The sequence below is a fragment of the uncultured Phocaeicola sp. genome (assembly GCF_948499155.1).
Lineage (GTDB): Bacteria > Bacteroidota > Bacteroidia > Bacteroidales > Bacteroidaceae > Phocaeicola > Phocaeicola faecalis.
Map to the genome: position 1 here is coordinate 1 of NZ_CAOOSE010000053.1, position 3,609 is coordinate 3,609.

Here is a 3,609-nt window from a genome sequence, read left to right on the forward strand (position 1 = left end):
AATCCGCTCACGTGGCAGGATTCAAATACCAACTGAAAAGCGCATCCTATCAAGGCTTGTTGAACTACTTATTCAAAGGTGACGTGACAGACTTCGATACAAACCCGAAAGAAGCGGACACGTTGGATGAGAACGAGGACTTCCAGCTTGGAATACTGAAAGCAATGATTGACGCTGGTAAGACAATACAATATGTTCCGTTGTTTAGAGAGCATCCCGAATCTATCAGTGCGATTCTTCCTTGCTTCAAAGGAAAGATAATGTTCAGAATCAAGCGGACAGATGAGACATTGGACTATTTACGTGAGCATAAACAGATTATCTAAACAACCAAAAGTAAAGGGGGGAGTTTCCCCCTTTTTTATTAACTATTTAAGTATAAGAAAAATGAAGAACAAAGAGATAACAGTCAGCAAGGAAGCAAACGGCAAAATCCAATACTTGACAGAGATACTGCCCGAAATCCCCACCAACACCATATTATATAAGAAACTTACGGGACTTGGTGCTACTTATGGAGAACTGAAAGCACACCGCAATTCAATCATCATAGAGCCGAACAAACCCGTTATCAGCGGAAAGTGTAAAGACCCGAAGCATGGAAAAGACAATCTTTTCGGTGTTTTTGATGGTGTCTATGCGGACGACATAGTGGCATACATGGAAAGGAGCATCAAACAGAATAAATATTTCAAGATACTCACCACTCCCGAAAGTTTCCACAAGGTGCAGGAAGCATTTGAAGAAATGGATATGGATATACGCTATAACAGCTTTCTATTGTTCGATGAATGCCATAAGATAGTCAAAGATTCAGGTTTTCGTCCCGATATAACATTGCCTATGGACTTATTTTTTGAATGTGAACAGAAAGCCTTGGTATCTGCCACTCCCATTGAGTTTACAGACCCACGTTTTGAAGAACAGAAATTTCAGACCATTACCATCAAGCCTACATTCGACTATGTAAAAGGCATGAATCTCCATGCTACCAATAATCTGTTGCAGGCAGCAAAAGAAGTGTTTGCAGGTCTGAAAGGTAATTGTTTCGTATTCTGTAATTCTACAGATACCATCTATTCACTGATGCAGCAACTTGACTTATTGGACGAATCCGCAGTATTCTGTTCCGAAAAGAGTGTGGAAAAGCTGAAAGGCTTGAAGTTTGAGAATGTTTCCGATATATGGGACAAAGACATAATGAGGCGTTATAACTGGCTCACTTCACGTTTTTATAATGCGGTGGATATTGAACTTGAAGAGAAGCCGACCATCTTATTACTGACAGACTGTTATTTTGCGGACTATACCGCATTTGACCCGAATACGGACACGATTCAATGTGTGGGAAGATTCAGAAACGGTGTGTCCTCTATCCACCATATCAGCAACACCAACCGCAATTTCATGGTGAGAAGCAAGGAAGAACTTAAAGGACGTATTTCGTGTTGGAAAGACGTGTACGATATGTTACAGAATTATTATGACTATGCGACCACCGTTTCCGCAAAAGACGCATACGGTACAGTACTTACCAGTCTGCCCTATGCGGAGATGCTGGACGAGAAAGGAAGAACCAAATACTTCAAGATAGACAACTACATCAATACGGAACTGGTGAAAGGATATTATAATTGTCCCGATAATCTGCATGAAGCATACAAGAACTGCGATGCTTTTACCATAAATAATTATAGCATTTTGGATTATAAACTCGGTGACTATGAGAGACTGCAACGTAGCAACAAGTCAAATTCCATCAAGGAGAAACGTAAGATAATGGTACAACAGCTTGAATTGCTTGGTGAATGCCAAACGGAAATGGAATACCAATTCAAAAGGGACTTGGAACAAGCGGACAGTTTTATAGTGGAAGCATACAACAAGATAGGCAAGAAAGAAATTGAACGGTTGAAATATAACCGCAAGAAAATAAAGGAAGCAATGATTATTGCAGACTACCATGCCAAAGTTACGGGAACGGAAGTCTCACAGATGATATACAACTCTTTTGAAACGGGCAAATGGTATTCCCGAAAATTCATAAAGGAAGAAATCAGCAGGATTTTTAAGTTGTTTGGCATTGTCCCAAAGAAAGCGGTAACATCACATACCATTCTTGATTTTTTTCATGCGGTGGAAAGCAAGCGGAAAAATATAAAAGGTTATCAACTGACCATGCGGAAAGGCATATAGGCGAGTACCTTTTTTATGAAGAAATTCCTATATATACCCTGCTTTAAAAAAGTACCTGCGCCTGCATATACAGAAAGCCATCTTACGTTTATACAAGATTATAGGACAGATGCAAACCGTGTCTTTCCTATAATCACTAAAAATGGTTGGTTTTCTCTATAACTAATGATTGCACCGATTCTACTTGAAACTTTTTAATATAATGAATAAGATAGCATATCTGAAAAAACAGAAATCTAACCTCACAAAAACAGCATTCTCAAAATCCGGTTCTGATTCTCAAAAAAAGAGGTGTTCATTTTAGGGGGTGCGGAGTGTTCATCTTAGGTGGGTCGCATATAAATACCTATATATAAATACCTAACCTACCCGATTTTTCAAATCGGGACAGATTGGTTAATTCTCAAAATCTCATATTTAATTGCCTATGATTATCTATTTGCCTACAAAACAGACATTCACGAATCAGAAAGAAGCGAAAAGCTACTTCGGAAACCACCATTACAGAAGATTGGTAAAGAAAGGAGATATTTATTTTACTAACTATAAACATACGGTTGCTAATGACCTCATACAGAAGAATAACATCTAATATCGCAGGAAAACTCAATCTGCTGGAAACGTACCTATTCTATTGTCTGGCTCTCTGTTCCGACTGCAATACGATGGAATCATATATCAAACAAGATAACTTGACTGATTTCTACGGAATTAAAAAGACAGACCAGATAAGGGAATGGCTGCACAAGTTTGAATCCCTCGGATTAGTAAGCATAGATAAATTTGATGTTTACGGACAATATGGAAAATTCAACAGATGCAGTTACCGATTAGATACGGAACATTACGTTCTTATAGCTAATAAGCTATATAATGAACCTATAAGCAAGGAACTGAAAGGCTTTCTTGTCCTGCTGAAATGTAAATGCTTGAACGGGACTAACACCACTCTTTACAGCCAAAACAAATTAGCGGAAGAACTTGGCTTGTCTAAAGGTACAATATCAAGATATATGAATGAAGCCATAGAAAATGGCTATGCAAAAAGGGACAAGAAAGGAATACACCTGCTTAGAGAGGATATATTTCTGATAACTTCTGAAAGCCAGTTGGCTATTATCAAGAACCTATATCCCGAAATAATCACCGATGAAGACCTTGAAAGAGGTTACATCGCCTAATATATCGCCAAGCCGTAAGTAACCCTTGCGGCTTTTATTTTTGGCGCAGAACCACAGACGTACATTTTTCCGATTCTGACTTTCTGAAAATTTCCACTTTAATAAGAGTTATATAGCCTATACTTTATAATATGCCACATACAGCCAATGACATTAAAAAGACTACATAATTAAAGAATCACCCATATTCAGTTTAGCTAAAAGTCAAGAGAACAGATATATAAGGTACTTA

3 protein-coding genes are annotated in these 3,609 nt (G+C 38.2%); all 3 read left to right on the forward strand.

Features of this window, described 5'->3' with window-relative positions; genetic code table 11:
• A partial coding sequence (locus QYT14_RS18755; RefSeq protein WP_289826567.1) for a hypothetical protein occupies positions 1 to 326 on the forward strand: 326 nt, incomplete at its 5' end.
• Between the two features lie 61 nt (positions 327 to 387).
• Entirely contained in the window at positions 388 to 2,196 is a 1,809-nt protein-coding gene (locus QYT14_RS18760; protein ID WP_032944113.1) for a DEAD/DEAH box helicase family protein, read from the forward strand.
• Positions 2,197 to 2,759: 563 nt separating this feature from the next.
• Positions 2,760 to 3,377: a winged helix-turn-helix domain-containing protein gene (locus tag QYT14_RS18765; protein ID WP_032944114.1), complete on the forward strand. Its 618-nt coding sequence runs from the start codon at positions 2,760 to 2,762 to the stop codon at positions 3,375 to 3,377.
• Positions 3,378 to 3,609: the final 232 nt, after the last annotated feature.